We start from the raw sequence: 17,885 nt of genomic DNA on the forward strand, positions 1-17,885 counted from the left end.
CTTCTTATGTCAAAAGGTTATTTCATTACCGGTACCGGGACGGGTGTGGGCAAAACCCTGGTTAGTTGCGCGTTGCTGCATGCTTTTGCGGCACAGGGCAAAACTGCTATAGGCATGAAACCGGTGGCGGCGGGTTGTGAGAACGGTAAATGGGTGGATGTGGAATTACTTGCAGCCGCAAGCAATGTCACCGCATCACGCGAACAGATAAACCCTTACGCATTAGTCCCACCGATTGCACCGCATATTGCGGCGAGCCGGGCGGGCATCGACATCGACATCGATATCATTCTTCAAGCCTGCCTGGAACTGGAAAAAATTGCCGATGTAGTGATTGTCGAGGGCGTCGGCGGTTTTCTCGTACCGCTCAATGACCATCAAGACAGTGCCGACATGGCGAAAGCATTGGGTTTACCGGTGATTCTGGTCGTAGGGATGCAGCTTGGCTGCCTTAACCATGCGCTGCTGAGCGCCCAGGCTGTGCGAGCGACTGGGCTGCCGCTCGTTGGATGGGTGGCGAACCAGATCGACTTCCAAATGACCGCGCTCGATGAGAATGTGTCCGCCTTAACGCAGCGGCTGGGCTGCCCACTTTTGGGCGTTCTGCCATTTGAGCCCAATGCCGATACCGAAAAATTGTCGATGTTGCTGAACGTTGCGGAGATGGAGGCGGAAGCCTAGCAGCCTGTCTGACTTAAGAAATCGGCTGCAAAAGCGTCTGGCTGGTTTTATATTCTGCCGCTTTTTCAGCCAATAGAATAACTATTGGCCTTCAAAATCCTCAAAATCTGCCCTCATCCAGTCACTTTTTCGCTGCCATTCTTTAGTCCGACAGGCTGCCAGAACTCTCGTTCATACTTTATTCGGAGTGGATGGATAATGTACACATACCCATCCACTCACATTCTGCTGTCTCAGATCATTATGCCTTGAGGGGCGGGGACCGCGGGGACATTGAGCAGCGTATCTTCTGATGGGAAAATAATCATACCTGCGAATATGCTAATGATCGTTACGACGATACTCGCAAAAAATGCGGTCCAAAAGCCGGAAATCTTGAACCCCGGGACGAGCGTCGATACCAGAAGCATCATGAGGGCATTGATGACCAGCAAAAAAAAACCAAATGTGATCAGTGTCAATGGAATTGTTAAAACGATGACGGCAGGTCTGATGACAGCATTAGCAAAACCTAACAGCAGCGCCGATATGAGTAGGGATTTTTTACTTGTAAACGAAATGCCGTGAAAGAGAAAGCTCGTTAGCCATAGCGAGATCGCGATTATTGCCCAGTGTGCCAGAAATACAGTTATGTTGTGTAGCATGGGTCGGTCCGGAATTTATTCGACGGGTAGTATATCGTACGCTTTGCTGGCGGATGAGGATGAGCGAGAGTGCCGATATTCGCTTGGACGAGATTACAATTATCACCTTTTCGGTTTATACTGATTTTTTGCTACTCCAAACATGGAAGAAGATGTCCTCCATTGGAAGGTTACCGGCCAGGACGGCGCTACTTGCACGAGGATGTCATTTCCACGTTGGCCTGATTGCTTATCGGCAAATTTTACAATAGATATTACTGTCCCCTGTAAAAACCCCTTCATGCCCGGAAACAGTGCCTTTAAGAATTTGGCACGAATTCTGCTTATGTTCAATAGTGCATCCTCTGGCTAAAGGCCGGTTCCAGTCCCCGTTCATGTTCAATGGTTCGATGTTTCTCATCCAGTATTGTTGCTTACGATGAACAGGACTATGATGCGTTCGCGTAGCTATTGCGCCGCACTCGAAATGGGCGTTTTCTTGATCCATTAAGCGAATGATGCGTCCTAGGTGCGAGCGAAGGGAAGACAGGTGACGAGCGACAGGTGACAAGCATAAATCGAATTATCAAGCGTTAAGATGGGCCAAAGATGGGCAACCAATACGGATAAACCATTGCTAATGGTTTTGACAAAACATTAAGTAGAGCTCCATGACGACTTCTTCCGATATTCTCAATGCCAGCATCCTGATCGTGGACGACAGGAGAGTTAATGTCGAACTGATCCGTGCCATGCTCTCTGCCGCTGGCTACACATCAATTGCTTCGACAGTGGATCCGCTCGAAGTTTGTGATCTCCATCGCGCTAATCGATATGATCTCATTCTGCTCGACCTGATGATGCCAAAAATGGATGGATTCCAGGTAATGGAAGGCCTGAGGCTGGTCGAATCAGAAATAGATCGCGAGGCCGGGCCCCGGCTTGAATCGGACGGACGTCTCCCTGTTCTGGTGATCACTGCCCAGCCGGAGCATAAGGAGCGGGCATTGCGTGCCGGTGCGAAAGGCTTTATCACCAAGCCCTTTGACCGCCTCAACGTATTGACTCATATCCATGATGTGCTGGAAATCAAATTGCTGCAGAAAGAGCTGCAACGATTTATTTCGGGCCTTGACGCCACGCAAAACGTGCGGACGGCTGCCCAGAACGAAACGGGAGAGCTGGTCGATCAGCTTGCCGCCAACCTCCCTCAAATCTTCTGGATATGGGATATCCATGATAAAACGTTTCGTTACGTCAACCCCGCTTGGGAGAAGATGACGGGCCGGCGTATCGCGCGCTCCGACACGCCGGAAAAATTTCTCGAGGCGATTCATCCGGAAGATATGGAACGAGTCATTCGTGAAGCGGCCGAGTTGCCGCACGGCGGAGCCGATCATGATTATCGGCTGCTCCTACCGGATAATACGATACGCTGGATGCATTCCCGCACCTTTCCGATAAAGGATTCGATGGGGGTATATCGAGTTGTAGGGATGATGGAAGACATTACGCTTCGCAGGGAGGCTGACCAACAGCTACCGCAGCTTGCGCATTATGACGCTCTTACCAGCCTCCCCAACCGTATTCTGTTTGATGAATCGGTCCAGAACATCATCAAACAAGCCGAAATGAATCACCGTATCATCTCCCTGCTATTTATCGGTATCGATAATTTCAAAAGTATAAACGACGCGCTGGGGCATGCGTTGGGGGACGAATTGCTGCGTCAGTTCAGCCATCGTCTACTGGAGTGCTTGCGTATCACCGACATGGTTGCGCGGCTGGGTGGCGATGAGTTTGGCTGCATACTCGTTACTCCTGACGGTTCAGGGGATGCGGGCATGGTTGCGAGCAAGATCCGGGAAGCATTACGCCAACCTTTCACCTTGCAGGGACATCAAATCACAGTAACAGCAAGCATCGGAATCAGCATTTATCCGTCGGATTCAATGGATGCGGACACCCTTATCAAAAATGGCGATGCCGCGATGTATCGGTCAAAAAGGGCTGGCAGAGATACTTATCGTTTCTTTACGGCAGAAATGAACGCACGGGCAATCGAGAAGCTGGATAAGGAAAATGCGCTGCGGGAGGCCCTCGACCGAAATGAATTCGTTTTACATTATCAGCCGAAAGTCGAGCTCTCGATGGGCCGGATCACGGGGGTGGAAGCACTGATAAGATGGAAGCGTCCAGGGTACGGTTTCGTCGCGCCTGCGGAATTCATACCAGATCTCGAGCAAACCGGATTGATCAACCGGGTGGGCGCCTGGGTTATCGATAGTGCATGCAGGCAGATCGCGGAGTGGCGGCGCGCGGGAGCAGGGGAGATTCCGATATCGGTCAATGTGTCCGGCAGGCAATTCCTTCAGAGTACGCTCAACGAGGACGTCATTCGGGCGACGCAGGAGAACGATGTGCATCCGGAATTGCTTGAATTTGAATTGCAAACAGAAAGAGCGCTGAGGGAGAACAGTATCGATTCCGATTTGCTGGAATTAGAGCTGACCGAGAGTTCGCTGATGACGCACGCCAGAAAAACAACCGGTATTCTCAAGAGATTGAAAATACTGGGGGTCCAGATTTCGATTGATGACTTCGGGACCGGCTATTCGAGCCTCGCCTACGTAAAACGATTCCCTATCGATGTGTTGAAAATCGACCGTTCCTTTATTATGGAAATTACTACAAATTCGGCGGACGCTGCAATCACAACTGCAATTATCGACATGGCCCACAGCCTTAATGTCAGGGTGGTAGCCGAAGGTGTGGAAACGGTGGAACAACTCGATTTCTTGCGTGAGCGCGGGTGCGACGAAATCCAGGGTTATTATTTTGCGCGGCCGCTTCCCCCGGATAAAATATTCGAATTACTTTCAGGTAGTAACAGGGTTCTCAAGCCAGGGCCCCCCGTTAACGTATAATCCTGAATCCTCCTGAGCAAGCTAACCCCAACAAAACGAAACTCACGGGGTACAAAAAATCCCTTTCGATCATCGGGCCTCGTTGCCAGCCCGGGGAAAACAGTGGGCCGACTGGATTCAGGTTCAATGGGTGGCACAAATCCGGAGGTCGACCTGTATGCCGAAAAGACCGAACGGCTCTCTCATGTCTCTGTATTGTTTTTTTTCAAAACTTTTTCTTTCTGATCAAACATGCGTTTTGCCTGTTTAGGTAGCGGTTCACAAGGTAACGGTCTTGTAGTCGAAGTAGCGGATACCCGATTGCTGCTGGATTGCGGTTTTACATTGAAGGAAACCGTCATTCGGCTTACACGGCTCGGCCTCGAGCCCGGCATGATCGATGCAATTGTCGTCACTCACGAGCACGACGATCATATCGGTGGAGTCGCGCGGTTTGCGCGCAAATTTGGTACTCCGGTATGGCTTACGCACGGTACCCTGCGCAGTGCAGAGAAGGCGTTTGCGTTATTGCCACGAGTTAATGTTATAGAGGACTACCAGCGTTTCTCCATCGGGGACATCGAGATCGAGCCTTATCCGGTTCCACACGATGCTCAGGAACCCGCGCAGTTTGTATTTGGAGATGGCGCATCGCGGCTGGGCGTTCTGACCGATACCGGGTGTTCCACCCCCCACATCGAGGCGACCTTGAGCCACTGTCATGCACTGGTGCTGGAATGCAATCACGACGCGCAGATGCTCGCAAACGGCAACTATCCGCAAAGTCTCAAGCGACGCGTAGGGGGGCGTCTGGGCCACCTCGAGAACACTGCCTCAGCGAATCTTCTGGCAAGTCTTGACTGCAGCCGCCTTCAACACGTGATCGCGGCGCATTTGAGCCAAAAAAACAATACTCCGCTGCTTGCGCAAACAATGCTGAGCCGCGCCTTGAACTGTGAAGTAGACTGGATTGGCGTCGCGGATCAAAGCGATGGCTTTAGCTGGCGCCAGCTGATCTGAAAGACTCATTGCATGGTTCAGTTTGTAGATACAACCTGTGGAACGAAAAAAGCCGCCCCATCTCAAGTGGAGGGCGGCTTTTTTCGGTGTGATATTGCTTACTTCAGCACATTCAAAACCATCTTTTTTGCTTCGCCGGTGCCGCCAACATAACGCTATCTTTCTTGGGCGGACTCGACCCTGGTATCTATTTGGCTTCGGTGGACGAAGGGTCGCTGTCAGCAGAATCGCCTGTGCTTTCTCCAGCAGCGGAATCCGGCTCAGCAGGGGCGGCGGATTGCGATATAATCTTGGCGAAATTATCTTTTTCCTGTTCGGGAAGCGCCTGGTTTGGCTTGCCACAGGCGGTCATGGCGAGTGCCGCAAAGGTTACAGCAAGGAATGTGAGTCTCATTATCTAATTCTCTCCAAGTTGATTTAAAACTTAAACTTAATGTGGCAAAACGTTTTGCTTCTCAAGCGCAGGCCGGACAACAAGTTCCGCAAATGGATGATATGGAGGTTGATGCGAGGTTATCCAGTGCGCTTTCTGATCAATAAAAAAGCCATCCTGAGGATGGCTTTTTTTTGCCTGCGCACTTTATTAGTGAGCGGCTGGGATGGCGCTTTGACCTTCCTTTATGGGGTTGCCATTGCCATCAAGCGCGTGCCCGGGGAGAACGGCTTGGCCTGAGAATTCGTCCTCGCCATCCGGAGCAGCGGCAGTTTGTTCAGTTGGGGTACCGGCAGCGGCACGTTCTTGATCCATCGTCGTGCCTTCTTCTGTTCTGGTTCCATATGTAGTGGAATTCTCAGGCAAGGCTTGTTTTGGTCTGTCGCACGCTGTGAGAGCAAGTGCCATCAAAGCAGCGGCAAGAAGTGATAGTTTCATTATCGGGGAGTCCTTAATAAAAATAGAAATAGGTTGTCGCGGATCATATTATATAGCAAAAATACCCCCAAACAAGTCGAAATTACCTCAAAACTGTGGCTGAGTTTGGTATCCGCGAGCTTTCGAATGAGTCATAGATCTTGTAGACCCTATTGATGAATAATCACATCAGTTTTTTATTTGGCGGGTTCTTCTTTTTTTGCATCACCATCACTTGTCGCGCCCTGACCGCCCGCCGCAACGTCGGCCGAAGGTTTATCAAGTTCGTCAAAATTGGGCGCTGAGTCACGTTCAACCGAAGCGGAGGGAGGCGGCTTATCCATAGGATGTTTTTTGCCGTCACAAGCGGTCAGCGTCAATGCCGTTACGGCAGCGGCGAGGAGCATGTATTTCATATTAATTCATCCTATAGTTTCAAAGAGAAACCGTAGTGTAACAAAAGCTTCCGGATCATTCAAACTAGCCATACCGAAGTAGGTCGTTTTCCGGAAATCATTTACCGATCGGCGTAGGGGGCAGCCAAATCAGTCTGCGTCCCGTGATACCGTTCCTGTACCACGCCATCACTCCTGATGCGGCTGTTCAGATACGCCCGGATCAGCCGGATCACTCCAGCGTCGGGGATGCGCGGTTCATGCCCGTTCGCCTGGGGCGGTTGCGTCTTCCATCCGGTTCTTTTTCATCGGATCGCAGCTTCGCTTCACCCTTCCTCCCTACGCTTAGTCACCCTCACGCGGTTGCGCTTCGCCTCGTTCGCTGTGATCAACTTACGCTGGGACTTCCACCCACAAGAGTGTGCCCATGCTAGCGCACATGAAAAATGCCGCCCCGGAGGACGGCATTATCAATTCTGCCCCATTACGATTAATTTGCGGGCTTGTCGTCAGTGGATTTTTTTGATTCGGCTTCAGCAGCGCTTTCTTTCTGTGCCGCATCAATTTCCGCATCACTAAGTTGCCCTTCACGTTTATCCCAAAGGCTGGGTGGATATTGCCCCGGTTTTCCTTCCCCCGGGGTTTTCTCTCTCATTTGATCACAAGCGCTAAAGGTCAGTGTCACCAAGGCGGCGGCGAGGAGCGAGTATTTCATTGTTTTAATCTCCTTTATAGGTTTAGACGAATAAATTATACGAGCGTTTCGGCCATATCTGAGAAACGACCATAAATCTGAGAAACGACCATTTTTAATAGCCACTATCTTAATAGCAGAATTCAGAAATGTTGTCTAGTCGTTGCCTCTCAGAGCTCCAAGAAATAGCGGCAAATCGTCGATGGGCGAGCCTTACAGGCATTTGGCGGAATGCCGGCCAACAGTTTTTATCTCTACAGCGCGGTAAATTTTGATGGCCCAGACTACGCTCCAGCCGTTACAAAATTTGTAGTCCGGATAAGCTCGTCCGTTCCTCCGCTAGCCTATAAGCTAGTGAAATTATGCCACGTCTGCCGGTACCTTTACTATTTCGACATAACCATAGAGGTACCACGGGTAAAGCAGGGCAAGAGCCTCATCGTCGAGCTCTTCCAGCATTGGCAGCGCAAGGTGATCGGCTAATTTTCCAAGCAGCCTGCATGCCGCGGCGCCTGCAGTATACGCGTCTCCATTCAAAAAAATATTTTTGCCTCTGCATAACATTCGGCTTTTCAGATTCAGTTGCAGCTTTCCTTCTTTAACTTGATACGCGAATTCCTGTTGAGTTACGGGATTCGACGGTGGCGTAAAAAAAACATGATGTTTAGGCTCGGTCAGGTAGATTCCCAGGAAACGTTCTATATCAGTCGAGCCCCAGGTGATCTTGCTGAGCACTGCTTCCACCTGTTGCAACATATCCGGGCTGATGCGTCCCGGGTGCGATTGGAAGTCAAGATTCGGGTCATGATAAATTCCCTCAACTTCGGTGTGATCCTGCAGGTAAACGAGAAATTGAATAACGAGCTCCTGATAGGTTGGCGCTCGGAAACCGATGGAATAGGTCATGCAATGGCCTTTAGCGACCCCATGATGTGCATAGTTGGGGGGCAGATACAGCATATCGCCGGGTTCCAGCATCCATTCCTGTTCAGGTCTGAATTCCCGCAGGATTTTTAGCGGTGCGTTCGTCACCAGCCTTTTATCCTGCTGGGCTGAGATCTGCCAGTTTCTGCGCCCCATGCCCTGGAGCAAAAAGACATCGTATGAATCGAAATGAGGCCCGACGCTCCCTTCCTCAGGGGCATAACTGACCATCAAATCATCAAGACGAGCGTGCGGGATGAAATTGAATTTCAGTAGCAATTCACGGGCTGACGGTAAGAAGTGGTTGATGTCCTGCACCAGCAGCGTCCAGTCTTTTGCCGGCATACGTGAAAAAACGCGAGATGTGAAAGGCCCATGCCTAACCCCCCATTTTCCCTTCTTCCGGGTTATCAGACGCGACTGCGCGTCGTCATGGCAGGCGAGATTGATAAGGTCCTCGCGAGTCAGAAGACCCTGAAATTCTGGCAGGGCTCCGCGCACGAGCAAAGGTTTCTTTTGCCAGTAATCCCGGAGAAAATTTCCCACCGAAATATCCCCCAGCAGCTTACTTTTCATTACCGGTCACAATCCGATATAGGCTTTCCATAAAAATGGCCTGGTTTTCCTGTTCTTTACGCACCCCATCCTGCCGGCAAATTTGGCAATCCAGCCTTTCCAGGCGAGGCGCCATGCGGAGACGCGGTCTGAGCGCCGGCATCAGGCTCATCTGCCGCGCATGAACATCTTATCGAGATCGGCAAGACTGATTTCGAACCAGGTGGGCCTGCCGTGATTGCATTGGCCCGCGCGTTCGGTTGCTTCCATTTCACGCAGCAAAGCATTCATTTCCGTGACGGTCAATATACGGTTGGCGCGAACTGCGCCGTGACAAGCCATGGTGGAAAGAATCTCGTTACGTTTGCTGGTCAGTACCCGGCTGGCGCCGAACTCGCGGATTTCGGTCAATAAGTCACGTGCAAGCTTCACTACGTCAGCATCCTTGAGCGTGGCCGGTACCGACCGCACCACCAGCATGGTTGGCGAAAGTGCGGAGATTTCAAACCCAAGCTCTCGTAAAGTCGCGCTATTTTCTTCAGCCGCGGCAACGTCCAGGCTATCCGAGTGAAATATCGCCGGGATCAGCAAGGGCTGCATCGAGAGCGTATGGTTATCCAGCGCTGATTTGAGTTTCTCATACAGAATCCGCTCGTGTGCGGCATGCATATCCACGATAAGCAACCCGCGTTCATTCTGCGAAAGAATGTAAATGCCGAGGAGTTGCCCCAAGACGAAACCCAATGGCGGAACGTCGCACTTCCCGGTACCGGGAAGTGCTGTCGGAGTTTCCGCCGATTCTGGGTTGCGGCTATCGGCACCGAACAGCGCAGGGTAGAACGCCTGTGATTGGGCTATGCCTAAAGGCGGAGCAAGCGGTATGGTATTTTGTCGCGAATAAGCGGAAAACGCGGCGGTTGGAGCGCCAGCGCCAGTCTCACTGTGGTCACTGCTTTCCTGCCGTCTTCCGCCCGCGGGGAAAGACGCGGCGGATAGGGGCTGCGGCGATGCCAGCGCTTTATCGATTGCATGAAAGATAAATTGATGCAGCGCGCGCGGATCGCGGAACCTTACCTCGATCTTGGTGGGATGCACATTCACATCCACGCCCTCGGCATTCATTTCGAGGAATAGGACAAAAGCCGGGTGCCGATCCAGATGGAGTATATCCCGGTAGGCTTCACGTAGCGCATGCGCGATCAATTTGTCACGCACGAACCGTCCATTGACAAAAAAATACTGGGCGTCTCGAGAAGACCGGGAATAGGCGGGCGATGCCGCAAGGCCCCAAAGACGCAAATCCGCCGCCTGCTCCTCTATGACTACCGAAGTTTCGCTGAACTCATTGCCCAGTATCGCCTCGATGCGAAGTCGCGCGTCCGCCGCACGCAAGTGGTTGCGTACGACGCCGTTGTGTTGTAGCGAAAACGCGATATCTGGGCGCGACAAGGCAATGCGCTTGAATACTTCCTCGCAGTGGGATAATTCAGTAACTTCGGTCTTTAGAAATTTACGCCGTGCAGGGGTGTTGAAGTAGAGATCATGCATTTCCACCGTGGTGCCGCGGGAAAGTGCGGCGGGTTCGGGCGTTGACAGCCGGCCCCCTTCGGTTTCTATCCGCCAGGCATGCTTTTCTTCTGCCCTGCGGCTCGCCAGCGCCAGCCGCGAAACGGCAGCGATGCTTGCCAGCGCCTCGCCCCGAAAACCGAGGCTCGCTACTTTTTGTAAATCTTCCAGGGAATCGATCTTGCTGGTGGCGTGTCGGGCAAGCGCAAGCGGCAGATCCTCCTTCGAAATTCCTGTTCCGTTATCCGCTACCCGGATCAGTTTGATGCCACCCTGGAAAAGTTGTACGGTGACTTCGGTGGATCCCGCGTCTACGCTATTCTCCAGCATTTCCTTGAGTGCCGCGGCGGGACGCTCCACTACCTCTCCGGCCGCAATCTGGCTAATGAGCAGGTCGGGTAGCGGCTTGATTGCATTCATAAGCAAATTCAACAAAAATTTGCTGCCATTATACCGCCCGTTGGCGGCATCATCGTGCTCACGAACGCTCTATCATCGCGGCCTTCACTGTGGCGCGATCAAGATGTGGGGAAAATATTTCAATAAAATCATAAACATATCCTCGCAAATAGCTATTGCGGCTTATGCCTATACGCGTTGTGCTTGGCTCGAAGAGATGGCTTGCATCGATGGACCTCAGGTGCTTGTCGCGTTTGGGCTCAAATGCCATTTGCGCCAGGATGCCGATGCCCAGTCCCAGTTCTACGTAAGTCTTGATGACATCCGCGTCTATGGCAGTCAGCACAACATTGGGAACCAATCCCTCTGCATCGAATGCCTGATTGATTCTGGAGCGGCCGGTAAAAGCAAAGTCGTAAGTAATAATCGGATATGCGGCGATGGCTTCCAGTGTCAACTTCTTGAGTTTAAGCAGCGGATGCCTCGGCGGGACGACAATGCAGCGGTTCCACTGATAACATGGTAGCATCACCAGTTCATCGAACAGTTCAATCGCTTCAGTAGCGATGGCAATATCCGCTATGCCTGAACTGACCAGTTCCGCGATCTGCGTCGGGCTGCCCTGGCGCAAAATTAATTTCACCTTGGGATAGCGTAAGGTAAAATCCTTGATCGCGGGGGGAAGTGCATACCGCGCTTGGGTGTGGGTTGTAGCAATGGTAAGAGAGCCGCTGGCTTCGTTGGCAAATTCCTGTCCAACTTGTTTCAGGTTTTTTGCGTCTTTCAGCATTCTTTCGGCAATTTCAAGAATCGCTCGTCCTGGCGGCGTGGTTTCAACCACCCGTTTGCCGTTACGCACAAAAATATCAACCCCCAGCTCGTTTTCCAGAAGGCGGATCTGCTTGCTGATCCCGGGTTGAGAGGTATGCAGGAATTCTGCCGCTTTGGATAAATTCAGGCCGTGATTGGCGACTTCGCATAAATAGCGCAATTGTTGCAATTTCATATTCGGTCTAAATAAGGTTTGGTTATGTTAATCTAACATAATATTCTTTCGCGATATATATGTTCCTGTTATTATGTCGCCCTCGAGACGCAATATGACGTCGACTGCGCTTTCAGGCAGGGCGTCTTGACAGGTGTGGTGCGCGGGAGCTAAAAAGAAAAAGCGAATTTCGGTTCACTCGGCCGCTTGAATATCACCTCCCCTGAAATCAAGGCGGAGCGCCGAATCAGCGGAGAGATGGACCAATATGCTGCCGTGCACGTAATCCATTTTCGGGTTCTTGTGGCGTCAGGCGGATAGCCATAAATTGTGGAGGATATAAGATGAGTCTGCTGGATCACCTCGCTAATGATGAGGAAATCAATTCGTACGGTCAGTCGGTACAGGAGTATCGGGACCTGAATATGGATACCGCGCGTTTTACCGCGGGTCGCCTGCAAATGGGGATCTACGGCCAGCGGCAGGAAGGCGTCAATATGGTGCGTATCAAGCTTCCGGGAGGACGCCTGAGTGCACCGAAATTGAGAAAAATCGCCAGTGCGCTGGAGAATTACTCGCGCCATGACGTCGTCCATATCACTACGCGCCAGGATATCCAGATGCATTACGTGCCGCTCGAGCAAACGCCGGCCGTGTTGCACCATCTAGCCGAGGCTGGATTGACGACCCGTGAAGCCTGTGGCAACACCATTCGCAATATCACGACCTGCCCGCTTTCCGGCGTATGCCCTCGTCAGAATGTAGATGTCACGACCCATCTCGAGGGTACGGTTCAGCATTTGCTACGGAATCCGCTGACTCAACAAATGCCGCGCAAGTTCAAGATCAGCCTGTCTGCCTGTGAATCCGACTGTGCGCAAGGCATGATGCATGATCTGGGCGTGATCGCGGTACGTAATGGTTCCCGATTCGGTTTCAAGGTCGTGGCCGGAGGCGGCCTGGGGCACAAGCCGCGTGAAGCGATCGTCATTGAAGAATTTATTGAAGAAAAAGATCTGCTGCCTGTGATGGAAGCGGTTATACAGTTGCACAACCGTTATTCCGACCGCGTTAAACGTGCTAAATCAAGAATTAAATTCCTGGTGGATAAATTTGGTCCCGAGGGTTTTGTCGAGAAATACCGTGAGGAGTTGTCCCGCACTCAATCGGCACTGGCAACCCTGGATTATCCGAAAGGCGAATGGAGTAATGGTAGTGTCGACAGCGAGGTTCCCGGTCTCGGTGCGCCGCGTCATATTTTCGCGCAAAAACAGCTTGGCTATTACGTATTTCCGATCAGTGTGCCGATGGGTAATCTGAGTGTGACTCATTTGCGTGGCCTGGCCGATATTTGCGAAACGCTCGAACTGCCTGACATTCGTACCAGCCAGGATCAGAACATGTTTCTGACAGATGTGCCGGAGGCTAAAATTGAACCCTTGCGTGCAGCACTGGCTGCGTTGGGTCTGGGAGTGCCTAAGGCGGGTGATGATGTGGTGGCTTGCCCCGGTACATCGACTTGCCGCCTGGGGATAACTTCGAGCACGATTCTCGGACCCAAGCTAAGCGGCGGCAAGCATGACCTTAAAATGCGTGTATCTGGGTGTCATAACGGCTGCGCCCAGCCCGAGGCTGGAGATATTGGCGTATACGGCGAAGGCAAGCGCATGCACGGCAAGCTTGTGCCGCATTATCAGCTGCATTTCGGCGGCAATGCCATGGCGCGTGGCGCGCTGGCGTTTAAAGGTCCGTCCATACCCACCGCGCGCATCGAAGAGGCAATCGAGCGAGTGCAGTCCGCTTTTGATACTAACCGTGAATCGGGCGAAACATTCTATTCCTGGGCACACCGGATGGACAAACCCTATTTCGCGGATCTGCTGGCGGACCTCGTGGAAGTCAAGCCTGAAGAATTGGCGTCGGTCTTGCGCGATCATGGCAACAACAATGATTTCAAGGTGCTGCAACTGGGCGGGGGCGAGTGCGCCGGGGTGAGCCAGGTAAAGATCGGCACAATCTTCTTTGAAGCGGCTCATGAGCGGAATTACCGGGATGCGCTCAAGTTTCAGCGAAAATTCGAAGATTCGGCCAAGTGTGCCGAGGAGATGGCCCGCTTGATCGGCCAGGGTCTGGCCGAATTGCTTGGCGGCCAGAAGCACGAAGATTTGAAAATGCAGGCGGAAGAGTTGCGCCGGGTGTTTCCTACCAAGCCGCGCCTGGCCAAAGCGTTGGCCCAGTTTGCGGAGGACTTTGCGCGCCCGGCCGAGGCGTTGAACGACGATGACCTGACCAAATGGTTCTCCGACCTGGATGCCTGGACAATGGAGGTTGCAGAGTTTTGCCTGGGTTTCGATCGCCAGCTTGATCTGACGGGTGCGTTGCCCTTTCCGCTTGCTTCAGCCAAATCGCCGGCATCCGGGGCAGCGCAGCCATCCGTTATGGTCTGATAAATTTTGATGCACATATCGAGCCGGTAATATGAGCCTGGATCACAAGATTGCGGAAGTGAGAGCATTGCTGGATAAGGTGCAGGCAGACTATGCGCCGGCCACCTTCGCTTGCAGTTTCGGTGCTGAGGACATGGTGTTGATTGACCTCATTGCGCGACATTATCCCGGTATTGCAATGTTCACGCTGGATACTGGACGCCTGCCTGAAGAGACCTACAGTCTTATGAGAAAAGTGGCGGATCGTTATGGCGTTCATGTGCCGGTGTTTTTTCCGGAATCCGCCGCGGTGGAGGCATATACCGCGCGCAACGGGCCCAACGGCTTCTACGACAGTGTGGAGCTGCGTAAAAAATGCTGCCATATTCGCAAAGTGGAACCGCTGAAGCGCGCTTTGAGCGGCAAGCGCGCATGGATTACCGGTGTACGCCGCGATCAGGCGCTGACCAGAAAGGATTTGGCGGTATCGGAATTCGATGCGGGAAATGGTTTACAAAAAATCAGCCCGTTGCTGGACTGGAGCCTGTCCGATGTCTGGGATTATCTCAAACAGTTCGATGTGCCGTACAACGTATTGCATGACAAAGGGTACTCTAGCATCGGATGCGCGCCCTGTACCCGTGCCATTACCCCAGGTGAAGATGTGCGTGCCGGCCGCTGGTGGTGGGAAGATCCGGAAAACAAAGAGTGCGGTCTGCATTCGGACAAACGGCGCATTAACAACGCTACAACGGCTTTTGGCGGGGTAACGGATCTACCCGCACCGGGTTAAGTCAAAACTTTGGATAAGAGAGGGCATGGGCCGGGCGTCTATCAAGTTCGTGCTTGTGAAACCGTGAGGGATGATTGATGGATCTCATATTGAACGATAAACAAGAATTTGCTACCCCTGTTCCGGATTTTGCAATGGAGAGTGAGGGGGCGGCGCTTAAACGCCGCCCTGCAAGGCATCTGGGTCATCTGGATGCGCTGGAAAGCGAAGCCATCCATATCATGCGCGAGGTTGCGGCCGAATGCGCGAATCCTGCCCTGCTGTTCTCCGGTGGGAAAGATTCCATCGTACTACTGCGTTTGGCGGAAAAAGCTTTTCGGCCGGGGCGTTTTCCATTTCCGCTGCTGCATGTCGATACCGGACATAATTTTCCCGAGGTAATCGAATTCCGCGATCGCCGCGCCAAACAATTGGGAGAGCGTTTAATCGTGCGCAGCATGGACGATTCCATCAAGAAGGGAAGGGTGGTGTTGCGTTCGGAGAACCAGAGCCGTAATCCATTTCAATCAGTGACGCTACTGGATGCCATCGCTGAATTTGGTTTCGATGCCTGTATCGGTGGGGCACGTCGCGACGAGGAAAAGGCTCGGGCCAAGGAACGCATATTTTCCTTCCGTGACGAATTCGGTCAATGGGACCCGAAGAACCAGCGGCCGGAATTATGGGATATCTACAATACTCGCGTGCACCCAGGCGAAAATATTCGTGTATTTCCCATCAGCAACTGGACCGAACTTGATGTGTGGGAATACATTGCTCGCGAGGAATTAGAGGTGCCTCACATTTATTTCGCCCACACACGCGATGTCATCCGGCGTGGTAACGGTCTTCTGCCGGTATCCCACCTGGTTGAGCTCAAGGAAGGCGAGGAAGTGGAAAACCTCATGGTGCGCTTTCGGACGGTGGGAGATATGAGCTGCACCTGCCCGGTGGAGTCGATTGCAGTCAGCGTGACGGAAATCATTGCTGAAACCGCCATTACGCGAATTACCGAGCGCGGCGCCACTCGCATGGACGACCAGACGTCGGACGCGTCGATGGAATTGCGCAAGAAAGAGGGTTATTTCTGACGTGTATCTTTCCCTCATAAGGTTGTGATACCGCTTTTCTCAAGAATTCAGCCTTGTAGAATGCTGGTAATACCTGACCTTCTTCGCGTTTCTCTTCACCGACGCGATTACCAGCATATTTCGGAAACCAGAATTCCATAAGAGTATTAAACCTAAATCCGGTAGTTGACCGCTTATTTAATAGATCAGTGTCATGATTACTAACAATATTTTATATTATTTGACGCTCACCTTCCGGGTGAGGCCGCTACGGGGTGAATTGCATAGCTTTTGCGGCACATGGCTGCGTTGCAACTCCTTGGAATGGAACCGCGCCCCGAAGCGTCGCCCGAGGGGCCCCGCGAAGCGGGGATCGGGCAGCGCAGGGGATGCCGCGATCGCGCTCCACACACAAGGGGGCGCCCGCATCCCACTTCGGGATCGCACCTTTCTGCGGAAGGCACTGCTCCGCCCTGCGCGGTCGTATTCCGCGTCGTTGCGTCTTGCCCTGCACCCCAAAAACCGTACACGTCACCCCATCCAACTACCGGATTTAGGTTAAATGTCAGCCATTGATAGTATTTCATTCGATCATAGCGAGCTTTTGCGTTTCATCACCGCCGGGAGCGTGGACGATGGCAAAAGCACGCTGATCGGGCGCCTTCTGCATGACTCGAAGTCCATTTTTGAGGACCAATTGAGCGCCATTACCCATACTTCGAGCAGGCGCGGGATGGAGAGCGTCGATCTATCGCTGCTTACCGACGGCCTGCAAGCGGAGCGTGAGCAGGGTATTACCATTGATGTGGCTTACCGTTACTTTGCGACGCCCAAGCGCAAATTCATCATTGCCGACACACCGGGCCACGAGCAGTATACGCGTAACATGGTTACGGGCGCTTCCACGGCTAATCTTGCCATCATCCTGATCGACGCGCGCAAGGGTGTGCTTACCCAGTCGCGCCGCCATGCCTACCTCGCCAGCCTGGTCGGCATCCCTCATCTGGTGGTAGCGGTCAACAAGATGGACCTGGTGGACTATTCCCGAGAAGTATTCGAGCGAATTTGCAAGGATTTCGCGGCTTTCGCCGCAGGACTCAAACTGAACAATATCGCATACATTCCGATGTCTGCCTTGAACGGCGATATGGTAGTCGAGCGTGGAGACAAGCTCAACTGGTATAAAGGCATGGCGCTGATGGATTTGCTGGAGAGCGTTCCCATCGATCACGACATCAATCTTGAAGATTTCCGGTTCCCGGTGCAATGGGTATGCCGGCCGCAAACTGAGGAATTACACGATTTTCGGGGCTACATGGGGCGTATCGAATCTGGATTCATCAGTGTTGGTGATGCGGTGAAGGTTTTGCCTTCCGGGTTGACTTCGCATATCAAGGAAATTGTCACTTATGACGGGAGTGTCGACGATGCGGTTGCGCCACAATCCGTAACGCTGACCATTGAAGATCACCTGGATATCTCCCGCGGCGATATGCTGGTTAAGACGCTCGAAGTTCCTCGGGTCGGGAGGGAATTTGAAGCGATGCTGTGCTGGTTGTCGGAGCAGAGCCTGGACCCGCGGCGCAAATACCTGGTCAAGCACACTACGCGCACCGTAAAAGCGCTGGTCTCCCGAATAGAGTATCGTGTCGATATCAATACGTTGAATCATGAAGCGGTAGATACCCTGAAAATGAATGACATCGGGCGGGTATCGCTAAAAGTACAGCAGCCTCTGGCATACGATTCCTACCAGCGTAATCATGCCACAGGCAGTTTTATCGTCATTGACGAAGTCAACAACAATACCGTTGCTGCAGGCATGATCTGCCCGGCAAAAGATTAGTGGGTAATTTCAATCGATTCTGATGGTGCTGCGCAAAGGGCCGCTTCAGTGCGCGGAGTCATTTTGCTGAAAAGGGCGGACAAGGTGGAGAGGAGGCCTTGCCGCTTTTGTATTTTTCGGCCACGCAAAAGCACAAGATGAAAAGGGTTTTTAGGGCGCTGTAAAACTTTTTA

At 52.4% G+C, this 17,885-nt stretch carries 15 protein-coding genes; 7 read left to right on the plus strand and 8 right to left on the minus strand.

Features of this window, described 5'->3' with window-relative positions; translation table 11 throughout:
* Nucleotides 1-6 precede the first annotated feature (6 nt).
* Nucleotides 7-681: a dethiobiotin synthase gene (gene bioD, locus BUA28_RS03295; RefSeq protein ID WP_072766727.1), complete on the plus strand. Its 675-nt coding sequence runs from the start codon at nucleotides 7-9 to the stop codon at nucleotides 679-681.
* A gap of 233 nt (nucleotides 682-914) precedes the next feature.
* On the opposite strand, the gene BUA28_RS03300 is transcribed toward bioD, so the two are convergent.
* Nucleotides 915-1,325, minus strand: a complete 411-nt coding sequence (locus tag BUA28_RS03300) for a phage holin family protein (RefSeq protein ID WP_072766728.1) — start codon at nucleotides 1,323-1,325, stop codon at nucleotides 915-917.
* Between the two features lie 650 nt (nucleotides 1,326-1,975).
* Between BUA28_RS03300 and BUA28_RS03310 the strand changes: the two genes are divergently transcribed.
* Together BUA28_RS03310 and BUA28_RS03315 are read left to right on the plus strand one after the other, a co-directional pair.
* Entirely contained in the window at nucleotides 1,976-4,231 is a 2,256-nt protein-coding gene (locus tag BUA28_RS03310; protein WP_072766730.1) for an EAL domain-containing response regulator, read from the plus strand.
* Between the two features lie 231 nt (nucleotides 4,232-4,462).
* Nucleotides 4,463-5,230 (plus strand): MBL fold metallo-hydrolase, encoded by a 768-nt coding sequence (locus BUA28_RS03315; RefSeq protein WP_072766731.1) that lies wholly within the window; start codon nucleotides 4,463-4,465, stop codon nucleotides 5,228-5,230.
* A gap of 187 nt (nucleotides 5,231-5,417) precedes the next feature.
* Here BUA28_RS03315 and BUA28_RS03320 read toward each other — a convergent pair whose 3' ends face one another.
* The 7 genes from BUA28_RS03320 to cysB all read right to left on the minus strand — a co-directional run bounded on the left by BUA28_RS03320 (nucleotide 5,418) and on the right by cysB (nucleotide 11,619).
* Nucleotides 5,418-5,624 carry a hypothetical protein gene (locus BUA28_RS03320; protein ID WP_072766732.1) on the minus strand — a complete coding sequence of 69 codons (207 nt, stop codon included), beginning with the start codon at nucleotides 5,622-5,624 and terminating at the stop codon, nucleotides 5,418-5,420.
* A gap of 189 nt (nucleotides 5,625-5,813) precedes the next feature.
* On the minus strand, nucleotides 5,814-6,101 hold the full coding sequence (locus BUA28_RS03325; protein ID WP_072766733.1) for a hypothetical protein: 288 nt from the start codon (nucleotides 6,099-6,101) through the stop codon (nucleotides 5,814-5,816).
* A 176-nt stretch (nucleotides 6,102-6,277) separates the two neighbouring features.
* The gene (locus BUA28_RS03330; RefSeq protein WP_072766734.1) at nucleotides 6,278-6,496 is read right to left on the minus strand and encodes a hypothetical protein; all 219 of its coding nucleotides are present in this window, start codon (nucleotides 6,494-6,496) and stop codon (nucleotides 6,278-6,280) included.
* Between the two features lie 469 nt (nucleotides 6,497-6,965).
* A complete protein-coding gene (locus BUA28_RS03335; protein ID WP_072766735.1) occupies nucleotides 6,966-7,190 on the minus strand; it encodes a hypothetical protein in 225 nt (74 codons plus the stop codon).
* A 339-nt stretch (nucleotides 7,191-7,529) separates the two neighbouring features.
* The gene (locus tag BUA28_RS03340; RefSeq protein WP_072766736.1) at nucleotides 7,530-8,669 is read right to left on the minus strand and encodes a cupin domain-containing protein; all 1,140 of its coding nucleotides are present in this window, start codon (nucleotides 8,667-8,669) and stop codon (nucleotides 7,530-7,532) included.
* Nucleotides 8,670-8,816: 147 nt separating this feature from the next.
* Nucleotides 8,817-10,634, minus strand: a complete 1,818-nt coding sequence (gene mutL, locus BUA28_RS03345) for a DNA mismatch repair endonuclease MutL (protein WP_072766737.1) — start codon at nucleotides 10,632-10,634, stop codon at nucleotides 8,817-8,819.
* A 58-nt stretch (nucleotides 10,635-10,692) separates the two neighbouring features.
* Nucleotides 10,693-11,619 carry an HTH-type transcriptional regulator CysB gene (gene cysB, locus BUA28_RS03350; protein ID WP_072766738.1) on the minus strand — a complete coding sequence of 309 codons (927 nt, stop codon included), beginning with the start codon at nucleotides 11,617-11,619 and terminating at the stop codon, nucleotides 10,693-10,695.
* A 323-nt stretch (nucleotides 11,620-11,942) separates the two neighbouring features.
* Between cysB and BUA28_RS03355 the strand changes: the two genes are divergently transcribed.
* The 4 genes from BUA28_RS03355 to cysN all read left to right on the plus strand — a co-directional run bounded on the left by BUA28_RS03355 (nucleotide 11,943) and on the right by cysN (nucleotide 17,712).
* Nucleotides 11,943-14,045: a nitrite/sulfite reductase gene (locus tag BUA28_RS03355; RefSeq protein ID WP_072766739.1), complete on the plus strand. Its 2,103-nt coding sequence runs from the start codon at nucleotides 11,943-11,945 to the stop codon at nucleotides 14,043-14,045.
* A 31-nt stretch (nucleotides 14,046-14,076) separates the two neighbouring features.
* Nucleotides 14,077-14,817, plus strand: a complete 741-nt coding sequence (locus BUA28_RS03360; protein ID WP_072766740.1) for a phosphoadenylyl-sulfate reductase — start codon at nucleotides 14,077-14,079, stop codon at nucleotides 14,815-14,817.
* 134 nt (nucleotides 14,818-14,951) lie between these two features.
* On the plus strand, nucleotides 14,952-15,887 hold the full coding sequence (cysD, locus tag BUA28_RS03365; RefSeq protein ID WP_072767051.1) for a sulfate adenylyltransferase subunit CysD: 936 nt from the start codon (nucleotides 14,952-14,954) through the stop codon (nucleotides 15,885-15,887).
* A gap of 541 nt (nucleotides 15,888-16,428) precedes the next feature.
* Nucleotides 16,429-17,712, plus strand: coding sequence for a sulfate adenylyltransferase subunit CysN (gene cysN / locus BUA28_RS03370; protein ID WP_072766741.1), 1,284 nt, complete (start codon nucleotides 16,429-16,431; stop codon nucleotides 17,710-17,712).
* Nucleotides 17,713-17,885: the final 173 nt, after the last annotated feature.

The organism is Nitrosospira sp. Nsp11 (assembly GCF_900142705.1).
Lineage (GTDB): Bacteria > Pseudomonadota > Gammaproteobacteria > Burkholderiales > Nitrosomonadaceae > Nitrosospira.